Genomic DNA, 18,514 nt, shown 5'->3' on the forward strand with positions numbered 1-18,514 from the left:
GATTTAGCGAGAACAATCATTCACCCTTATTGATTTAAAGCCAGCCTCGTGCTGGCTTTTTTGTCTATTTGTTTTGTAAATACCGTGATGTTTCAATTAGATGATACAAAACTCAAAACGGGGTGAATGTCTTATTTTTCACACTAGAGGATGGGATTTAGTGTCGTTAAGTCAATAGGTTAGATTATGATGAGGTTTTTGTTTTGCAGGGAAGAGCGATGAGCGTTATTCAAGTTGAAGAAAAGAAAGTAGAAGTGGGTAAAGTGCTTTGTGTTGGGCGAAATTACGTTGAACATATTCATGAGCTTGATAATGCGATACCTGAGCAAATGGTGGTATTTAATAAACCCGCGACTTCCGTATCGACAACTCTGCGTTCATTTCATCAAGAGCCTCTTCATTACGAGGCTGAAATCTGTTTTCTGATCAAAGATGGACGCTATTCAGCGGTCGGTTTGGGATTGGATCTGACCAAGCGCGGTTTGCAGTCTTCACTTAAACAACAAGGGTTGCCTTGGGAGCGTGCTAAAGCGTTTGATGGCTCCGCAGTGTTTAGTCGATTTGTCTCTTTGGATAACATTGATATTAATGATCTTAACCTAGAGCTCTTGATTAACTGCGTTCGTGTACAAAAAGGTCACGTTAACCAGATGCTCTATCCGCCGCTAACCATTTTGGATGAATTAACGAGTTACACAACACTTCAAGATGGCGATGTGGTAATGACTGGCACACCAAAAGGAGTTGGTGAGGTGCATAAAGGTGACATCTTCCTTGGACGATTAAAGTGTGGTGATGTCACCTTGTTGGAGATTGAGTGGGTGGCGGATTAAAGCCAAATTCGCAGAACGAGAAATACCACCATGCTGATCACCGTCGTTAAAAGAACATTTTTAGTAAAGTACGCGATTAACGCAGCCAGCAAGGCAGCCAATAAAAATGGGTTCTGCACATTCACGCTGAGTGCTCCATCGGGAATGAAAACGATAGGCGCCCAGATCGCAGTGAGTACCGCAGGGCTGGCGTAGTTGAGCACTTTTTGTGTACGTGTCCCTAATCGCAGTGGTAGCTTGGGTTCTAAAAACAAGTAGCGGCTAGTGAAAACAAGTCCCGTCATCAGCAAAATAGACAACATGATCATTAGTGTTTCTCCTGTACTTGTTCCACAAAGTAGCCTGTAAGCATGGCTAAAATGCTCGAAATCATCAAACTTCCTTCCACTTGGTAATAGGTTAGGGCGACCGAGCTCACTAATGCCACGACAACACTCGCGAGCACCGCCATATTTTTAATAGTCGGAACTACAATTGCGATAAAAGTCGCGGCCACAGCAAATTCCAATCCCATTTCGTTCAGTTCAGGGATCAGGCTTCCCGCAATAATGCCCGTCAATGTCGCGATATTCCAAAACAGGTAAAAACTCAAACCAGCCCCAAGCGCATACCAGCGATTAAATTGTTTATCGGAATGATGACCTACAATCGCAAACAGCTCATCAGTGAGTAAGAATCCGAGTGATAACCGCCATTTAAGAGGAAGTGGTGCAATTTTACTGCGCATCGATACACTGTAGAGGAAGTGTCGAGAGGTGATAAAAAACGTTGTTAGTAACATGGTTACTAGGCCTGCCCCCGATTTAATCATCCCCATCGCGACGAGCTGCGCGGAACCTGCGAACAGAATGGCGGATAGTGCTTGTCCTTCCAAAGGGTGAAGCCCAGTATCAATCGCGAATGAGCCTGCGAGCAAACCCCAAGGTAACACCGCGATACTCAGTGGCATCATCGCAAGTGTGCCTTGCCAAAATAGCGTGGCTTTTGATTCTTCTTGTAACGGCAAAGTGTGGTCCATAGTTTCTTCTTAGTTATTCCTAAATCAGGCTACCAAGATAGCTCGGTAGTCGCATAACGCCTTGTACAATATTGCTGCTTTAGCTGTGACGGACGTATTGGCCGGGAGTGACGCCCATGGCTTTTTTAAAGTGTCGATGCAGATGGCTTTGATCATGGAAGCCACATTCTTGTGCCACATCTGAAATTTTTTGTCCCATTTTTAGTAGCTTCTTCGCCATACGTAAACGTTGCTGAATTTGATAAGCATGGGGAGGGAAGCCAAACTGTTTTTGAAACTCTCTTAGCAAATGAAAAGGGCTTAACCCAGCCAGTTTTGCGAGCTCTTCTAGCGAGACGTCCGTTTGCGGGAAGTCTTCCAAAAACTCTTTGACCAACTGTATTTGTCGCGGAGCTCTGGTTGATTCTTTGAGCGGTGCCCGGTGGGTGCTGTGTTTGCTGGCTAGTTTGATCAACGTGCCGTAAATCAAAGTTTCTCGTAGTAGTCGGTTGTCTGATTTTTCTAGCGTTTCAAACACCAATCGCAACTGACTAGCCAGCTCAGGATCGTAAACCACAGGTTGAGGAAAATAGGGTAGAGCTACATTTGGTGAACCAAGCTCTTGCCCCAAGGTCTGAAACTGCTGTGGTACGGGGTACATTGCTTTGTATTCCCAACCGCCTTCTGAGGCCGAATGCCCGTTGTGTACTTCATCTGCATTTACAAGGATGATGCTGTCCTGTGGCGCGATATGATTTCCGCCTGTTCGAAAGAACTGCTGTGCTCCCTTCTCGATGACGCCAATAGTGTAACCTTCGTGGCTATGGCGTGAAAAATTCTGCTTCTCATACTTTGCATCGAGAAGTTCTAAACCGCCGAGCTCTTGAGCTATCTTGAAGGTAGCGATTTCCTTATTCTTTTCTTTCATCTTTATCCGGTCTGCTCAAGAAAATCATCTTAGAAGTGTAACGGATCCATCGTGCTTATTTTTGTACAAAATTGCTATTCGATTTTTATAAACAGGCGAATTGATTGTTATTTTTCGTCCTAGCAAACTATGATTTTTATTTTCTGAATTATCTTGGTGATTTTGGGCTGGCTGTTGTCATTTTGTTGGTATAACATTCGCCGCTTTGTTGTAGAAAAAGCGGTTCCATCATGATTGATTTATCTGTACTTCCTGTTTATCTCACCGCAGTAGTGGCTTTGTTGCTGTTACCAGGGCCCGATATGTTGCTTATCGCGAGCTCTAGTATGAGTTACGGTAAGAAGGTCGGTCTTTTTGCTAGCTTAGGCAATGCGACGTCTGGTGTTATTCTTACTTTGCTTGCTGCAATGGGCGTATCTACCCTGATTGCAATGAGCCCAATCGCCCTTAAAGTCCTTCATCTATTAGGTGGCGCTTACTTGCTAAAAATGGGCTGGGACTGCTTACGAGCTGAGGCATCAGCGGCTCCAGAACTTGATAATCAAAACAAAATGGCATCGACTTATTATCAACGTGCCTTGATGAGTAATTTGCTTAACCCTAAAGCGTTGGTCTTTTTTGTGATGTTTTTGCCGCAGTTTGTCTCAAGCAATATCACAGCGTCTTCTGGTGAGCAGATGCTAGCACTAGGGTTATTGTTAAACGTCCTTGGCTTGTCATTCAATTTATTACTTGTTGGGCTGGCAGGCACATTGGGTAAGGGGCTGCTTGAGAACGAAAAATTCCGCACGTATCAACATAAACTAATGGGTTTGGTGTTCGTTATTCTCGCGTTGTGGATGCTGAGCAGTTTCGCCTTGTAAAGTTATCATATCCCACCAGAAAGCCAGCAATTGCTGGCTTTTTGTTTTAGGATATTGGTGTTTCCTAAGGAGAGGATATATGAAGCTTGAATTTTGTTTAAATCCAGATCAAACAGACCTTGATTTTGTTCGTGAAGGTATTCGATCTTATAACCGAATGCACTTGCCTGAAGGGGAGGTGCATGCTGTGGGATGTTTTGCTAAAGATGAGAATGGCAAGATCATGGGTGGTCTGACTGGCGAAATGTTTAAAAACACGGTGTTTGTTGAGTTTTTGTGGGTAGATGCTGAAAGTCGAACCTCCGGTCTCGGTAGCCAGTTAATGGCGATGTTAGAACAAAAAGTAAAGCCTCACGGGGTTACCCATGTTTATTTGGATACCTACAGCTTTCAAGCTCTTGAGTTCTATCTCAAATTAGGTTTTGAGAAAGTAGGGCAGTACTCAGGCTATCTTGCAGAGGGCATCCACAAGTACTTTCTACAAAAGGAAATTGTAGGCTAGGGAAAAGCACGGGTTAGCTTGACTTGTTCTAGTCAAAATCAAAAAAAGAGGCGCGAATTTGCGCCTCTTATCGTATCAGATGTCTCGGCTTCTCTTTGACTTACAAACTTGTCTGATGCGCGTCGATAAGTTCGTTCATCTTCGCCTCTGCCGCTTGCTGTGCTTGTGCATAGCTCATATCCGCAGGGAAAAGGTTGATGACTTCGTAGTAACATTTTAGTTTTGGCTCAGTACCCGAAGGGCGAACAATCACACGAGACTGATCTTCTAGGTGATAAATCAATACGTCACTTGCTGGTAAGTCAATGGATTCTTCTGAGCCGTCGTCAAACATGCGAACCGATGTTTTTAGATCTTCGGTTACTGCAACTTTTTTACCAGCAATCTCTGTTGGTGGATTTGCTCGGAGTTTGTCGCCGATTGGTGGAGAGTTCGGGTCGAGAGCGATGCTGCGCTGCGCGTTAAAGTAGAAACCGTGCTCGCGGTACAGTTCTTCCAGTTTATCCCATAGTGTTTTGCCTTGAGCTTTAAGTTTACCTGTTAGCTGAGCAAATGCGACGATTGCAGATAAACCATCTTTATCCCACACCTTGTTACCCACGGTATAACCGAGCGCTTCTTCATAAGCAAACAAGAATGGATTGGCTTCTGTCTCTTGCTCCATTGCAACGTTCGTGAGCCATTTGAAGCCTGTTAACGTTTGGTAGTATTGGGCGCCATGCGCTTTGGCAATGCTACTCAGCATTCTTGATGATACGATGGTGTTGCCAACCAGAGCGTTAGGTTGCTGTTCTAGCAAGTAATCGCCAAACAGTGACCCCACTTGGTCGCCGGTTAACATTTGGTATTCGCCATCTGGGCGTTTGACCGCCACTGCAAAACGGTCGGCATCTGGATCGTTAGCACAAGCGATATCAGCATCTACGGACTTACCTAACGCCATCACCATATCCATTGCACCGGCTTCTTCAGGGTTTGGGAAGTTGACGGTTGGGAAGCTGCCATCAGGTTCGCGCTGTTCCTTAACACTTGCCACTTTTTTGAAGCCAGCGTCTGCGAGGAGCGTTTCCGCCATATTCGCCCCAACGCCATGCATCGCAGTGTAAGCGATAGAAATATCGGTGTTGTTGTCAGGAGTAAGCAGCGCGTTTTCGTTCATCGTTTTACGGTAAGTTTGGTAGTAGTCGTCTTCCAACCAAACTAACAAACCGTGCTGTTTTGCATCATCGAGAGACATTAAAGGTAATGGCTTCGTTGTTGCGTCATCAATTTTCGCTGCGATTCCAGAGTCGTGTGGAGGAATGATTTGTGCGCCATTCTCCCAATATACTTTAAAGCCATTGTACTCTGGTGGATTGTGGCTAGCGGTAACAACAACAGCGGCCGCAGCATTCAATGTACGGACACCAAACGCAACAATTGGGGTTGCTGCAACATCGTATGTTAGGTAAACCTTGATGCCAAGGGCAGTCAGTACGGAAGCGGCATCATGCGCGAATTGTTTTGAATCAGGACGACCGTCGTAGCCAATAACGACACCACGACTTGCGGCATCTTTGACTTGCTCTAGCAAATAGTTTCCTAGGCCAGTGGCTGTCTCTTGAATCACCAAACGGTTCATTCGGTTTGGACCTGCGCCCACTTTGCCGCGTAACCCTGCTGTACCAAAGGCAAGGCGCGATCCAAAGCGATCAGTAAGCTCTTGTTCATTATTTGTATCGACGAGGTGTTGTAGCTCTTCGCGAGTCTTAGGATCAGGGTCTCGTTCTAGCCATTGAGTAATTAGTGCTGTCATATCAATCATTCCTTAGTAGGGGGCGCCTACTTTCTTGGACACTTCGTTTTGTAAGTATCTCAATGTTTTCTTTTAAATTAATGTAAATGGTTCTCAATTACATTTCAAAGAGGGCAATCGATAAACCGAATTAATTTTTCTTATCCGAACAAAATTTAATCATATTTAATTTCTTGAAGAACCTTGGAACTATAACTAGCCTTTTAACATAAATATAACAAACCGTGTCGAAATCGTAGTTTTTGTGATTTTTCGTAAAGTTGTTCGATATTTGCATCGGGACGCAAGGAAGCTCGCGCAAGCGTAGCGGCTGAGCAGAGGAGAGATCTTTTGAAAAGATTAACGACTACTCTAGCCTTATCACTGAATGTGATTTTAATCACATTCTCCTCTTTCAGTTGGTCAAAGGAAAGTGACTACAACATGACCAAAGGGGTCACAGCGATAAGTGGGCAAGTGTATGAATTACATATGCTGATTTTCTATATCTGCTGCGTAATTGCTTTGATTGTATTTGGTGTCATGTTCTATTCCATCTTTCGTCATCGCAAGTCAAAAGGAGCAGTTGCCGCACATTTCCACGAAAGTACAAAAGTGGAAATTATTTGGACAGTCATACCTATCATCATTCTTGTCGCCATGGCGATTCCCGCAACGAAAACTTTAGTCGCAATGGAAGACACAAGCCAATCAGATATCACGGTCAAGATCACAGGCTCGCAATGGAAATGGCATTACAGCTATTTTGGTGAAGATGTTGAGTTCTTCAGTTTGCTTGCCACCAGCCAAAAGCAAATTGATGGTATCGAGACAAAAGGCGCGCATTATCTATTGGAAGTAGACAACCCTTTGGTGTTGCCTGTGAATCGCAAAGTGCGTTTTTTGATGACTTCTGATGATGTTATTCACTCATGGTGGGTGCCGGATTTTGCTGTCAAGAAAGACACCATCCCTGGTTTTATTAATGAAGCATGGACAAGAATTGATGAGCCAGGCGTATATCGCGGTCAATGTGCGGAGCTCTGTGGTCGTGCACACGGGTTCATGCCGGTGGTGGTGCATGCGATGGAAGAAGAAAAGTTTGATGAATGGTTAGCGAGTAAGAAGGAAGAAATCGCACTTCAAAAAGCGGCGGCACAAGAGGCGCTCTCTCAAGACTTATCCATGGATGAGTTGATGTCGCAGGGCGAATCGATATACACGGCGCGTTGTGCTGTGTGCCATCAGGCTAATGGTGAGGGGATTCCGGGTGCATTTCCCGCGATTAAGGGCAGTCCTATCGCAACAGGCCCAATTTCAGAGCACATTGATGTGATTGTGAATGGCCGTCCGGGCACTGCAATGCAGTCTTTTTCGAACCAGTTAAGTGACAAAGAAATTGCTGCGGTCATCACATACCAGCGAAACGCATGGGGCAACGACACTGATGATACGGTGCAAGCATCCGATGTGAATGCCTTTAAGGCACAAGGCAGTGCTAAGGAGGAAATATGAGTAAGCCAATAGAAAAGGCAGTGAAGTCTGCTCCAGCGGAAGCCAGTGCAAACAGTACCATTGCGATTGATGATGGCCATGATCATCATGCTCCCCAAGGTATTGCTCGTTGGCTGTATTCCACAAACCATAAAGATATTGGCACCCTGTACCTTTGGTTTAGTTTTGCGATGTTTCTGACTGGTGGGGCGATGGCGATGGTCATTCGTGCCGAATTATTCCAGCCTGGACTTCAGCTGGTTGATCCACAGTTTTTTAATCAAATGACTACGGTACACGGTTTGGTGATGGTGTTTGGTGCTGTGATGCCAGCATTTACGGGCCTTGCTAACTGGATGATTCCAATGATGATCGGTGCTCCAGATATGGCGCTACCTCGCATGAACAACTTGAGCTTCTGGATTCTACCTTTTGCATTTCTTATTTTGTTGAGCTCGTTGTTTTTACCTGGCGGCGGCCCCGATTTTGGCTGGACGTTCTATGCTCCGTTGTCCACGACTTATGGCCCAGATAGCACCGCGCTGTTTGTATTCTCTGTTCACATCATGGGTATCAGCTCCATTATGGGCGCGATCAACGTTATCGTGACGATAGTAAATATGCGAGCTCCGGGAATGACTTGGTTCAAGTTACCAATGTTTGTTTGGACTTGGTTAATCACCGCTTTCTTGTTGATCGCGGTTATGCCGGTATTAGCAGGCGCGGTGACGATGGTTCTTACTGACAAATATTTCGGGACTAGCTTCTTTGATGCTGCTGGTGGCGGTGACCCGGTGATGTTCCAACACATATTTTGGTTTTTTGGTCACCCAGAAGTGTACATCATGATTTTACCGTCGTTTGGCATCATTTCTGCTATCCTTCCTGCTTTCAGTGGCAAGAAGCTGTTTGGTTATCATTCGATGGTTTACGCGACGTGCAGTATTGCGTTGCTGTCTTTTCTTGTGTGGGCGCATCACATGTTTACAACGGGGATGCCAGTTTTTGCAGAGCTTTTCTTTATGTATTGCACCATGCTGATTGCGGTACCAACAGGGGTGAAAGTCTTTAACTGGGTCGCCACCATGTGGCGTGGGGCTCTGACATTTGAAACGCCAATGTTGTTTGCCATTGCCTTTATTGTGCTCTTTACGATTGGCGGTTTCTCAGGGTTGATGCTGGCGATTGTGCCGGCGGATTTCCAATATCATGACACTTACTTCGTGGTTGCGCATTTCCACTATGTGTTGGTATCTGGTGCTGTATTCTCGATTATGGCGGCTGCGTACTATTGGCTACCTAAGTGGACAGGCAATATGTACGACCACAAACTGAGTTTGTGGCATTTCTGGTGCTCGATTATTTCAGTTAATGTTTTGTTTTTCCCGATGCACTTTCTAGGTTTAGCGGGTATGCCAAGACGTATCCCGGATTACGCTATTCAGTTTGCTGATGTCAATCAAATCGTCTCCATTGGTGGATTTGCGTTTGGGTTGTCACAATTGATCTTTTTATGGGTGGTGATTAAGTGTATTCGTGGCGGTGAAAAGGCCGCTGCAAAACCGTGGGAACGTGCGGAGGGCTTAGAATGGACGGTGCCAAGCCCGGCGCCCCATCATACGTTTACTACGCCGCCTAAAGTCGATTAGAAACGAATAGGGTGAGTGAGATGAAACCGAATCCATCAAACAAAAAGCTCACAGTGAAGTTGCTTTTAGCGACCCTTTTGATGTTCGGGTTTGGCTACGCACTTGTCCCATTGTATGACGTAATGTGCGATGCACTGGGTATCAATGGAAAAACAAGTGAAGTGGCCGCCATTCAACCAACTGGTATGCAACCGGATATGAGCCGAACCATTCGCGTGGAGTTTATGGCGCATGTAAGCCCCGATATGCCTTGGGAGTTTAAACCCAAAGTGATTTCGATGGACGTTCATCCCGGTGAAGTCGTGCAAACCGAATACCTTGCATTTAATGAAAGCGGGCAGAAGTTGGTAGGGCAAGCCGTTCCCTCTGTTTCTCCCGGGAATGGTGCCGCTTATTTCAATAAGATTGAGTGCTTTTGTTTTAACCAACAGCCTTTGGATGGCAAACAACAAGCTCAAATGCCGTTGATTTTTTATATCGAACCGGACTTACCGGAGTCGATACACACGTTAACGCTGTCTTACACACTCTATAAACTTCCCCCTCCTACAGGTTCTTAGCCACTCAAGGAGAGAGATACAGACCAAGGCTGGTCAGTAAGGAGAGAAATTATGAGTAACAAGCCAGGAACATATTATGTTCCCGCTCAAAGTAGCTGGCCGATCATCGGTGCGTTTGCTCTATTTTTAGTTGCCGTTGGTGCAGGAATGACCGTTCAGGGGACACAAAGTGAAGGGGCTGTGGGAACCATTGGTAGCATTGTGTTAGCGGTAGGTTTTCTGTTCTTGCTTTACATGTTGGCGGGCTGGTTTAGTAATGTGATTACTGAGTCACTGAGTGGAAAGTACAGCTCACAAATTACTCGTTCTTTTCGCCAAGGGATGAGCTGGTTCATCTTCTCTGAAGTGATGTTTTTTGGTGCCTTTTTTGGTGCGTTATTTTACGCCAGGATGATTTCTGTGCCTTGGTTAGGTGGGGCAGATAACAACTTCATGACCAACGAGGTTTTGTGGCCAACCTTCGAAGCGATGTGGCCACTCACACTTACTCCGGGTGGAGAAACAACACAAGCTATGCCGTGGCAGGGCATTCCCCTTACTAATACTGTTTTGCTGCTATTGTCGTCGATTACGCTACATATGGCGCACATAAGCCTTGAAAAAGACAAAAGAACGGCACTGATTGTTTGGTTGGAAATCACCATCGTGCTTGCGGGCTTTTTCCTATATTACCAAGCGGTCGAGTATGCTCATGCTTATCAAGAAATGGGGCTCACGTTGCAATCTGGTATCTACGGAAACACCTTCTTTATGCTGACGGGTTTTCACGGTTTGCACGTTTGTCTTGGGACGATTTTCTTAATCGTATTATTGCTCCGAATCGCTAAAGATCATTTTTCGTCTAAGAACCATTTTGCCTTCCAAGCAGGTAGTTGGTATTGGCATTTTGTGGATGTGGTTTGGTTATGTCTGTTTGTGTTTGTGTACGTGCTGTAGGTGCATTGGGCGATTAGTAAGGACGGGGGGTCGGAGCCAGCCAGCCCGAGCTGAGCGCAATAAGCAGAAGGACGACCACCAAAGCGGAGAACATGACTCGACGGCCTAAGTAATGACTCATAGGTTTGTCTCTTTTTTCGGGATTATCTGGGTCTTCACGAACCATTTCGATAAGCGCTTTTGCGAGGTTGAAGATAATGAAAAGCAGCAAAAGGACAAGCGTCAGTTTGAATAGAAATACGGTGGACATAGCACCTCCAGTTTCATCGTTGTTGTTATCGAGACAATTATGGCTATCGAAACGGTTTTGGGTTGCAGTTGGTTTAACTGTGGTTGTGTTTTCTCTTTTGGTCAAACTGGGTTTTTGGCAGCTTGAGAGAGGGCAAGAAAAACAGGCTTTGGAACAAGCCATTCTTGCGCGAGCGGATAGTGCGTACCAAGCATTAGGCGAAGTTCTTGAAGAAAACGATTGGAGAGAAGGCAGCATTCTCGGGAAAAAAGTGGAAGCTAATGTTGTTCCTCAGGCGTTTCCCGTGATTTTACTGGATAACCAAACGCATCAGGGCAATGTGGGCTATTTAGCATTTCAGATTGTCTCTATGAGTGATGAATCAGGAACCTATGCATTATTAGAGCTTGGTTTTGTGGAGGGAATAGCAGATCGTTCAATATTACCAACCGTCACAACACTCGAAGTGTCGACCTTTATCTCGGGACGTCTGTACCGAAAATCTGCTAACCCGTTGAGCTCTGAATTAATGCCAGAAGTTGGCGATGCCATTCGTGTGCAGAACCTTAATATCGTGCATCTGAATCAGCTACTTAATATTGAACTTATGCCCGCAGTCTTGCAGCCAGACAATCTAAAAAATTGGCCTTACGACTTTCCTTGGAACCCATTGCCGCTCAACAGCGCCAAGCATTTCGGTTATTCGATTCAGTGGTTTTCGATGGCGGGCGTTTTCTTGTTATTGACCTTAATTGTTTTTGTTCGTTGGCAAAGAAAGTTGCGTCACATGGAGGTGAAGCATGACATCTAAAGTAACCAAAGGGCGGCTAATGTTGATTGCGTTGGTGTGTACGTTTGCGCTTCCTGCCGTCATCGCTAAGGTCATTCTCACCCAAGGGTGGTATCAAAGCGGTGTGACCAATAGAGGTGTGTTAGTTGAACCATACACAACGTTAGAGCTACTTGGTCAAGAGTCCCCACTCAAGGAGCACAGGTGGCAACTCGCTTATGTTTTACCTAATGAGTGCACAGAACAATGCAGGCAGCAGCTTTACCTGCTTCAGCAAAGCCATGTCGCTTTAGGAAAATATCAAGAGCGTGTGGTGCCGGTGCTTTGGCAGACAGAGTTGTCCGATACCATAGATGTATCGATGACGACAATGCAAATTAATCAATCGGTTACCGCCAAAGTGAAACCCGGACAAATGTTAATCGTTGATCCTCTGGGGCAATTGGTGATGTCTTACTCGCCGCAACCGAATGAAGATTTAGTCTCGTTCAACAAAGGTATGTTGGCGGATTTACGCAAGCTCTTAAAATTGTCACGAGTTGGTTAGAAAGGGGCGTATATGAAGTTAATTCAGTTGGTTAAATTCAGTTTGCTCCTAACTTTCGTGGTGATCATGTTAGGCGCGTATACTCGCCTTTCTGATGCAGGGTTAGGTTGCCCTGATTGGCCCGGCTGCTATGGGCACCTTGGTGTGCCTCATCAAGAAGAAGACGTAATACGTGCCAATCTTAATTTCCCTGAACGGGCTGTCGAGCATGAGAAAGCATGGCTTGAAATGATTCATCGCTATTTTGCAGGAACGTTGGGTTTGGTCATTTTTGCCATGACAGTGATATCAATGAGGTCTGAGCGCGTGAATCCTACTATTCCGATGCTGCTCAGTGTACTGGTGGTCGGGCAAGCACTTTTGGGGATGTGGACCGTGACGCTCAAATTAATGCCAGTTATCGTAATGCTTCATCTGCTTGGTGGCTTTACTTTACTGGTTCTGCAGGCGATTTTTTACTGCCAGTTAAAAGCGCAAAATAATCTCTATTTCTCTCCATCTTCCAGCTCGCTGCGAGGCTTCTCATTATTGGTTTTTCTGGTTGTTTTTATGCAGGTGCTGCTAGGAGGGTGGACTTCGTCAAACTATGCCGCGCTCATGTGCACCTCACTGCCGATTTGTGAGGGAGATTGGATGAGTCATCTCTCATGGAAAGAGGCGTTTTCTTTCTGGCAAACCGGATTCGAGAATTACGAGTTTGGTGTATTGGAGTATCCCGCAAGAATGACCATACATGTTACGCATCGCCTCGGTGCGATGGTCACCGCTACCGTCGTATTGGCTTATAGCATTATGCTCATGAGGCAAGATTCCCATCATTCACAGCGCATTGGAGGATGGTTACTACTCACTTTAGCGTGTCAAGTTATGTTGGGCGTGAGCAACGTTGTATTCCAACTTCCTATTTATGTCGCCGTGGCACATAACTTGGGTGCCGCCATTATGTTGAGTCTTGTTTGTGTGAGTCAGTTTTATTTGTGGCAGGGCAAAAAAGCTTGGAGTTACACCGCGAAAGGAGTTCGCTATGAGTAAAGAAATCGCACTGTCGTTAAATGAGCGAAAGCGACTAAGTTTCGTTTATTTGAAGTTAACGAAGCCTAAAGTAGTCGCATTAATGCTGGTGACGGCCGTTGTCGGGATGAGTTTAGCGCCTGTTACTGAGTTTCCTTGGTTGCAGGCGGCGGTTGGCCTAACAGGCATTGGTTTGATGGCAGGCTCCGCGGCAGCGTTTAATCACCTGATTGACCGCCGCATTGATGCGAGAATGGCTCGCACACACAAACGTCCGTTGCCATCGGGTGAAGCTAAGCCGTTATCGGTGATAACCTTTGCGACGGCGTTAGGCGTCATAGGGTTTGTTCTTTTGTATGCGCTGGTTAACCCACTGACGGCATGGCTGACTTTGATGAGTTTACTCGGCTATGCGATGGTGTACACCATGTACCTCAAACGCGCTACTCCGCAAAATATCGTAATTGCAGGTATTGCGGGTGCGATGCCGCCTCTTCTCGGTTGGACTGCCGTAACAGGGCAGTTGCATGCGAATGCTTGGCTGCTTGTGATGATCATTTTTATCTGGACGCCACCACACTTTTGGGCACTCGCAATTCATCGCGTAGAGGACTATCGTAAGGTGGATATTCCAATGTTGCCAGTGACACATGGTATCGAGTACACCAAAACTTCCATTCTGTTGTATACAGTATTGTTGACGTTGGTTTGTGTGCTGCCGGTGTTGGTTGGAATGGTCGGCGTAGTTTATCTTTTTGCCTCGTTACTACTTAACGCTGGCTTTATGTACCATGCATGGAAGCTAAAATACGCGCCAGAGCCCAATACCGCGATGGAGACGTTTAAATTTTCTATCTATCACCTTTTTGCGTTGTTCATTGCATTGCTTTCGGATCACTATATTGGCTTGTAGCCTCTCTTTAAACAGAAAACGCCGCGTGGTTCGCGGCGTTTTTGGTTTTGATAGTTGGCTTTAATGCAAAGTTTCTAGAATTATTGAATCTCTAACAATTCAACATCAAAGATCAAAACACTTGCTGGTGGAATTGGGCCTGAGCCACTTTTGCCATAACCGAGCGTGCTTGGTACGAAAAGGCGGATTTTTTCACCTTCGACCATGTATTGCAGGCCTTCTTGCCAGCCTTTAATGACTTGGTTAAGACCAAACGAAATTGGCTCACCGCGATTAACGGAGCTATCAAACACAGTGCCATCAATCAACGTACCGTGGTAGTGCACTTTGACTTTGCTTGTCGCGGTTGGGTGAACCTCACCTTCGCCTTTTTCAAGAACAATATATTGAAGACCACTTTCTGTTGTAATGACGCCTTCTTTCTTCGCATTCTCGAGCAAGAATGCTTGGCCTTTCGCAAAGTTTTCATCCGCTACTTTATGGTTTGTCCAAGTACGGTAAATGAAAAAGCCCGCCAGAATGAAAATAATGAGAGGAAACAAAAATTTAGACACGTAAGCTCCTTGTCTATTTAGGTTGTTTTAGCAAATAGTTAATGGTTTTTGCCATGGCTTCGACGCTGTCATGACCACCAGTAATGACTTGGTATTTTCCGTTAACGATAAAGGCTGGAACGGAGTTAATTTGGCCGCGAGTCGTGATCGCTTCTGCCTTAGTGACGTACTCAAACAGCGTTTTTTGCTGTGCTTCATCTAAATGGTAAGGGCTGATAAGGTTGCGAGACTCAAAGGCTTTCTCTACGGCGATTTGACGTTCCTCAGCAGTCGCATCAGGACCCATTTGTACGGCAGCAAAAAGATCCGCCATAAATGCTTTGTCAGGTGTCGACTCTAGTTGCATGACTGCAGTGTAGAAGATGATGGCGCTTACTTGTGCACTTTCATTGAAAGTTACATGCATTTTTTCAACGCTTTGCTCGGTCAATGATTCAATTTGAGGGACAAACTCTTCCATTGAGCGACAGTGGCCACACGTTAAAGAGAATGCTTCAGTCAGGGGAGTTAAATCATATTCTTGAAGAGATACAGGCAAAACTTCGTATTGTTTGCCTTGCTGAGGCTGAGTGTTGCCGCTATCGCATGCCGACAAAGCCATCATAGCGGCAATCACAGCAAAGCCTTTCGATATGGTTTTTAACATAATAATGCTCTAAGTAAGAAATTTGCGTTAGTTTATCGGTTAACGATAGTGACTAAAACCATTAAATAACAATAAAGTGAGACGATTGGTAACAGACTTTTCCTGATGTGTAGGCTGCAGGGAGGTATTTTGGCATCGCTTTTTATTTGAGAGAGACTTGATATTGATTCCAGTGGCATGAACGCTGCATATACAAACCAATCGGTGGATAAAAGCGCTAAAGATTCGGCGTGTTTTGTCGACACAATGGACAAGAGTTTTTCTAAGTTGGTAGTGGTATGAAGCAGTGGTTTTTAATTGTTTGCGGCATTCTGACTGGGTGCAGTAGCCTTGATCAAGACATGGTTCCTGGCGGGAACATTTTAGATACAGCTCCTAAAACAAACACCGAGCTGAGACATCCTGAGTGGGGCTATCCGAGTGCTTCCAGTGTGGCTTCTTCACCTCGCACGTATCAGACTGAGAGGGCATCAGTAAAAAAGTCGCAAAATGTGACCTCTCTGGAAATGTTTCTGAACAGGCACAATATTCCTCATGAGACACTCAGTGGCGGTCACTTAATGATACGTTTGAAAGAGCAAGTGCATTTTCAAACTGGCTCTGCTCAGTTATCAGCGCAATCTCAAGACTGGATTCGAAACATTGGTCACTATCTAGCAGGAAGAACGGATGTGGATGTCGTGATCGATGGCCATGCCGATAGCACAGGAGCTGCCAGCTTTAATGACACGTTGTCAGAAAAGCGAGCTCGTGAAGTGGAAAAGCAACTACTGGCGACGAGTATTCCTCGTCAACGCGTATTTTCTAGAGGTTTTGGCGAGTATGTGCCGCAGTGCAGTAATTCGACAGCCAGTGGCAAAGCTTGTAATCGACGCGTAGAGCTAACGCTGATCGTTGATGAGTAAGGCGATGGCTGGTCGATAAACTACGTCGTGTCGTTTTCACTGAGCCCTTATGTGTTTACTGGCGTTTCCGTCTGGGAATGAGCAAGAAGAGTGAACCCAAAGGCTAGGCATAGCAACGAGCAGCTAGACTGAATAGAAAAGAGGCACCTGTATGGTGCCTCTTTTACATCCGCCAATGTTCATAGGGGGAACTTAGGCAAATTCTTTTTCAACGTAAGCGACGATGTCAGATGACTCGTATAGCCACTGTGTTTCGCCATCTTTTTCGATACGCAGGCAAGGGACTTTAATTCGTCCACCACCTTGCTCTAGTTCAGCTCGATGAGTCGGGTTATTTTTTGCATCACGTAGCTCAATGTTCACTGACTGACGCTTCATTGCACGGCGGACTTTTACGCAAAAAGGGCAAGCTTCAAATTGGTAAAGTGCGTATTGCTTTGCTTTTTCATCAATACGTTGTTGTTCTTCTGCACTGCGTTTAATACCACGAGGTGAGAACACAGCGTTCAGCAATAAGATAACCTTGCCTAAAATCCAACGGATAAACTTCATAATGATCCCTTGATGTTCATTGGGTAACTGTCCTTTAAAAATGCAATAATGATGCTTATTGGATTGAGCGTGAAGTCTATCAGTTGTTTGAAATGGATAAAACCATGTATTTTATGCGGAAAATAAGCGTTTTAACCTGCCCCAAAAACCGCTAGTCGAAGCTGGACTGGCTTCTCTACCTAGATAAAAGCTTTGCATCAGTTCGGTTCTGAATGCATCAACATCCATGCGTTTTACAACAAGCTCGTGTTGCAATGTATTCTGAGTTTGCTCGGCATGATCGTGCGCCAAGCTAAAGTCCATATTCAAATAGCCTTGAGTATAAAGCCAAAGGTGGGTTATCAAGATAAGGTCTTCTGCGGACTGGTTAGTGAACTTATCCGCGTGCTCAGCACCCAAGGAGTCAGTCAGCACTTGCTGCATTTGCTGGGCAGAATGCGCATGTTGCTCATAGTTAGCGCTGGCTTCAATATGCGACTTAGTCAAAAGACCAAGCAGGTGAAGAGTAGGCGCCGTGGCGGGTTTGTTCTCACAAACTTTTGTAAACAGTTGTGACTGTTCTTTTAACCAACGTCGCTTTGCCGCTTTATGTTCTTTAACGAAGGGAATTTCTTTGAATCCCATCTCTTGACTCAGTTCACTAAGAGACGTCATGGCTTTTTAGTTCCTTCACCGTTACTTCGACGTGTTGATCGTTGATATCAACAAAAATAGAGCTGCCGGTAATCATAACAGAAAGGCTAGTGCCTCGGTCAAGGTGCTGACAAATCAAGTCGATAGCGTCGTAGTCAAAGCTTTCTACGTTGACGGGAAGCATTGAGAACTTTCCTGACATTTTATCCCACCATACCGTCGCTTTAGTGTTATAAGTGTAGACTTTCACGTGTTTTGCTAGGCGAGAGGCTTTCTTAATTCTTTCTGGTTCTGGTTCGCCAATTTCAATCCAGTGAGTAATGCTTTGATCATCGCCAACATGCCATAAATCAGGCTCTTCAATTGTAGAAAGCCCTTTCGTAAACTCTAAATTACTTTGAGCGTTTAAGCAGTAAGCTAAAACACGAGCCAGCATTCGTTGAGGTTTTTCTGAAGGGTGAAGGGCGATAGTTAGATTTTTAGAATCGTAATAGTCGTTATTCATATCGGAAATGGCGATACGAAATTTATAAATAGTCGGTTTAAGAGCCATGGATTTATATCGTTTTTGTTGGCAAAAATAAGTTATAGACAAAAAAATAGCCAGCTTTAGAAGCTGGCTATCGTATCAAATTCTTTAAGAATTAAAGTACTTTGATTTGCTCTGCTTGAGGGCCTTTTTGACCTTGAGAGATAACAAATTCTACTTTCTGGCCTTCAACTAGAGTACGGAAGCCGTCACCAGTGATTGCAGAGAAGTGAGCAAATACGTCAGGACCGTTTTCTTGTTGAATGAAACCGAAGCCTTTAGTTTCGTTGAACCACTTAACTGTGCCAGTAGCTGTGTTAGACATGTCTATTTCCTAAATATCTAAATAATGTAATCTTTCGCCTCAACGGCGCTTATAGCGTGGAAAAATAAATTGCTATTGCGTACCACAGGACGACGGGTTACAAGTAATCCAACGAAATGTGAAAACAAAGAACTTTCTTTCTAGCCGTGTTTGAGTCTAGGTTAATTCCACGAAGAGTCAACATATATTAGTGCTTTATGGACAAATATTTGTATTTAGTCACTATTTAACCAGCATGTTTTTGATTAAATTTCAAATAAATGACGGTGATGTGAAGTTTTTCAGCATAAAATTCAACTAAATCTATAAATTTGACTTATTTATATAATTATTGTCCAATCTGG

The 18,514-nt window shown here is 44.9% G+C and carries 23 protein-coding genes; 12 read left to right on the forward strand and 11 right to left on the reverse strand.

Going from position 1 to position 18,514, the window contains the following annotated elements:
- Positions 1 to 218 precede the first annotated feature (218 nt).
- Positions 219 to 833, forward strand: a complete 615-nt coding sequence (locus tag MTR11_RS12030) for a fumarylacetoacetate hydrolase family protein (RefSeq protein WP_065645772.1) — start codon at positions 219 to 221, stop codon at positions 831 to 833.
- On the opposite strand, the gene MTR11_RS12035 is transcribed toward MTR11_RS12030, so the two are convergent.
- From MTR11_RS12035 to MTR11_RS12045, 3 genes are all read right to left on the reverse strand, one after another.
- The gene (locus MTR11_RS12035; RefSeq protein ID WP_243327634.1) at positions 830 to 1,141 is read right to left on the reverse strand and encodes an AzlD domain-containing protein; all 312 of its coding nucleotides are present in this window, start codon (positions 1,139 to 1,141) and stop codon (positions 830 to 832) included. The two genes, MTR11_RS12030 and MTR11_RS12035, sit on opposite strands and share 4 nt — an antisense overlap.
- On the reverse strand, positions 1,141 to 1,851 hold the full coding sequence (locus MTR11_RS12040; RefSeq protein WP_046873712.1) for an AzlC family ABC transporter permease: 711 nt from the start codon (positions 1,849 to 1,851) through the stop codon (positions 1,141 to 1,143). Before MTR11_RS12040 ends, MTR11_RS12035 begins: the two co-directional genes overlap by 1 nt.
- Before the next feature lie 79 nt (positions 1,852 to 1,930).
- Positions 1,931 to 2,758 carry an AraC family transcriptional regulator gene (locus tag MTR11_RS12045; protein ID WP_243327636.1) on the reverse strand — a complete coding sequence of 276 codons (828 nt, stop codon included), beginning with the start codon at positions 2,756 to 2,758 and terminating at the stop codon, positions 1,931 to 1,933.
- 230 nt (positions 2,759 to 2,988) lie between these two features.
- On the opposite strand from MTR11_RS12045, the gene MTR11_RS12050 reads away from it, so the two are divergent.
- Positions 2,989 to 3,621 (forward strand): LysE family translocator, encoded by a 633-nt coding sequence (locus tag MTR11_RS12050; RefSeq protein WP_005391182.1) that lies wholly within the window; start codon positions 2,989 to 2,991, stop codon positions 3,619 to 3,621.
- A gap of 79 nt (positions 3,622 to 3,700) precedes the next feature.
- A complete protein-coding gene (locus tag MTR11_RS12055) occupies positions 3,701 to 4,123 on the forward strand; it encodes a GNAT family N-acetyltransferase (RefSeq protein WP_243327637.1) in 423 nt (140 codons plus the stop codon).
- Between the two features lie 100 nt (positions 4,124 to 4,223).
- Here MTR11_RS12055 and MTR11_RS12060 read toward each other — a convergent pair whose 3' ends face one another.
- Positions 4,224 to 5,918, reverse strand: coding sequence for a phospho-sugar mutase (locus MTR11_RS12060; RefSeq protein WP_243327638.1), 1,695 nt, complete (start codon positions 5,916 to 5,918; stop codon positions 4,224 to 4,226).
- A 330-nt stretch (positions 5,919 to 6,248) separates the two neighbouring features.
- Between MTR11_RS12060 and coxB the strand changes: the two genes are divergently transcribed.
- The 4 genes from coxB to MTR11_RS12080 are packed head-to-tail and all read left to right on the forward strand — an operon-like array spanning position 6,249 to position 10,536.
- A complete protein-coding gene (gene coxB / locus MTR11_RS12065) occupies positions 6,249 to 7,412 on the forward strand; it encodes a cytochrome c oxidase subunit II (RefSeq protein ID WP_052708163.1) in 1,164 nt (387 codons plus the stop codon).
- Positions 7,409 to 9,040, forward strand: coding sequence for a cytochrome c oxidase subunit I (gene ctaD, locus MTR11_RS12070; RefSeq protein WP_005391175.1), 1,632 nt, complete (start codon positions 7,409 to 7,411; stop codon positions 9,038 to 9,040). Before coxB ends, ctaD begins: the two co-directional genes overlap by 4 nt.
- Positions 9,041 to 9,060: 20 nt before the next feature.
- Positions 9,061 to 9,600 carry a cytochrome c oxidase assembly protein gene (locus tag MTR11_RS12075; protein WP_005391173.1) on the forward strand — a complete coding sequence of 180 codons (540 nt, stop codon included), beginning with the start codon at positions 9,061 to 9,063 and terminating at the stop codon, positions 9,598 to 9,600.
- 51 nt (positions 9,601 to 9,651) lie between these two features.
- Positions 9,652 to 10,536: a cytochrome c oxidase subunit 3 gene (locus tag MTR11_RS12080; protein ID WP_243327641.1), complete on the forward strand. Its 885-nt coding sequence runs from the start codon at positions 9,652 to 9,654 to the stop codon at positions 10,534 to 10,536.
- A gap of 13 nt (positions 10,537 to 10,549) precedes the next feature.
- On the opposite strand, the gene MTR11_RS12085 is transcribed toward MTR11_RS12080, so the two are convergent.
- Positions 10,550 to 10,786, reverse strand: coding sequence for a DUF2909 domain-containing protein (locus MTR11_RS12085; protein ID WP_243327642.1), 237 nt, complete (start codon positions 10,784 to 10,786; stop codon positions 10,550 to 10,552).
- On the opposite strand from MTR11_RS12085, the gene MTR11_RS12090 reads away from it, so the two are divergent.
- From MTR11_RS12090 to cyoE, 4 genes are read left to right on the forward strand one after another with little or no spacing between them, the layout of a single operon-like run.
- Complete coding sequence (locus MTR11_RS12090) at positions 10,779 to 11,576, forward strand: SURF1 family protein (protein ID WP_395207081.1); 798 nt, start codon at positions 10,779 to 10,781, stop codon at positions 11,574 to 11,576. The genes MTR11_RS12085 and MTR11_RS12090 overlap by 8 nt on opposite strands.
- Positions 11,566 to 12,102, forward strand: a complete 537-nt coding sequence (locus MTR11_RS12095; RefSeq protein ID WP_243327645.1) for a cytochrome oxidase biogenesis cluster protein — start codon at positions 11,566 to 11,568, stop codon at positions 12,100 to 12,102. Before MTR11_RS12090 ends, MTR11_RS12095 begins: the two co-directional genes overlap by 11 nt.
- A gap of 12 nt (positions 12,103 to 12,114) precedes the next feature.
- On the forward strand, positions 12,115 to 13,134 hold the full coding sequence (locus MTR11_RS12100) for a COX15/CtaA family protein (RefSeq protein ID WP_243327647.1): 1,020 nt from the start codon (positions 12,115 to 12,117) through the stop codon (positions 13,132 to 13,134).
- Positions 13,127 to 14,026: a heme o synthase gene (cyoE, locus tag MTR11_RS12105; RefSeq protein ID WP_243327656.1), complete on the forward strand. Its 900-nt coding sequence runs from the start codon at positions 13,127 to 13,129 to the stop codon at positions 14,024 to 14,026. Before MTR11_RS12100 ends, cyoE begins: the two co-directional genes overlap by 8 nt.
- 80 nt (positions 14,027 to 14,106) lie before the next feature.
- Here the strand turns inward: cyoE and MTR11_RS12110 are convergent, their stop codons facing one another.
- Both MTR11_RS12110 and MTR11_RS12115 read right to left on the reverse strand, forming a co-directional pair.
- Positions 14,107 to 14,580, reverse strand: coding sequence for an FKBP-type peptidyl-prolyl cis-trans isomerase (locus MTR11_RS12110; protein ID WP_005391162.1), 474 nt, complete (start codon positions 14,578 to 14,580; stop codon positions 14,107 to 14,109).
- A 13-nt stretch (positions 14,581 to 14,593) separates the two neighbouring features.
- The gene (locus MTR11_RS12115) at positions 14,594 to 15,226 is read right to left on the reverse strand and encodes a thiol:disulfide interchange protein DsbA/DsbL (RefSeq protein ID WP_243327658.1); all 633 of its coding nucleotides are present in this window, start codon (positions 15,224 to 15,226) and stop codon (positions 14,594 to 14,596) included.
- Positions 15,227 to 15,504: 278 nt separating this feature from the next.
- On the opposite strand from MTR11_RS12115, the gene MTR11_RS12120 reads away from it, so the two are divergent.
- On the forward strand, positions 15,505 to 16,131 hold the full coding sequence (locus MTR11_RS12120; protein ID WP_048625248.1) for an OmpA family protein: 627 nt from the start codon (positions 15,505 to 15,507) through the stop codon (positions 16,129 to 16,131).
- A 192-nt stretch (positions 16,132 to 16,323) separates the two neighbouring features.
- Here MTR11_RS12120 and MTR11_RS12125 read toward each other — a convergent pair whose 3' ends face one another.
- From MTR11_RS12125 to MTR11_RS12140, 4 genes are all read right to left on the reverse strand, one after another.
- Positions 16,324 to 16,683: a glutaredoxin family protein gene (locus MTR11_RS12125; protein WP_053809555.1), complete on the reverse strand. Its 360-nt coding sequence runs from the start codon at positions 16,681 to 16,683 to the stop codon at positions 16,324 to 16,326.
- A 111-nt stretch (positions 16,684 to 16,794) separates the two neighbouring features.
- Positions 16,795 to 17,337 carry a hypothetical protein gene (locus tag MTR11_RS12130; RefSeq protein ID WP_243327659.1) on the reverse strand — a complete coding sequence of 181 codons (543 nt, stop codon included), beginning with the start codon at positions 17,335 to 17,337 and terminating at the stop codon, positions 16,795 to 16,797.
- On the reverse strand, positions 17,324 to 17,869 hold the full coding sequence (locus MTR11_RS12135; RefSeq protein ID WP_005391156.1) for a YaeQ family protein: 546 nt from the start codon (positions 17,867 to 17,869) through the stop codon (positions 17,324 to 17,326). Before MTR11_RS12135 ends, MTR11_RS12130 begins: the two co-directional genes overlap by 14 nt.
- 91 nt (positions 17,870 to 17,960) lie before the next feature.
- Positions 17,961 to 18,170 (reverse strand): cold-shock protein, encoded by a 210-nt coding sequence (locus MTR11_RS12140; protein WP_005375625.1) that lies wholly within the window; start codon positions 18,168 to 18,170, stop codon positions 17,961 to 17,963.
- Positions 18,171 to 18,514 lie beyond the last annotated feature (344 nt).

It is taken from the genome of Vibrio sp. CCB-PB317 (assembly GCF_022808245.1).
Classification (GTDB): Bacteria; Pseudomonadota; Gammaproteobacteria; order Enterobacterales; family Vibrionaceae; genus Vibrio; species Vibrio diabolicus.